Annotated in this window: 1 pseudogene; it reads left to right on the top strand. The window is 53.6% G+C overall.

Features of this window, described 5'->3' with window-relative positions:
- Positions 1–17: 17 nt before the first annotated feature.
- Positions 18–207 (top strand): annotated as a pseudogene (locus AF337_RS46640) (hypothetical protein); the annotation flags it as partial.

Here is a 207-nt window from a genome sequence, read left to right as displayed (position 1 = left end):
GCTCTATGAAATGGACCATGCCCTCGGCGGTCATGGTGCATTTCATAGAGCCCATCATCATCATCATCGGCATGGAGGCCATCATCGGCATCATCGCGCCGTTCATCATGGGCATGCCTGACATCATCGGCATCATTCCACCCATCATCGGGTTCATCATGGCGGGCATCATGTTGTTCATCATCGGCATCATGTTCATGGCGGGGT

Source organism: Rhizobium ecuadorense (assembly GCF_001187535.1).
GTDB classification, from domain to species: domain Bacteria; phylum Pseudomonadota; class Alphaproteobacteria; order Rhizobiales; family Rhizobiaceae; genus Rhizobium; species Rhizobium ecuadorense.
The sequence above is the reverse complement of the archived record's forward strand: the minus strand, read 5'-3'. Positions and strand labels throughout refer to the sequence as shown.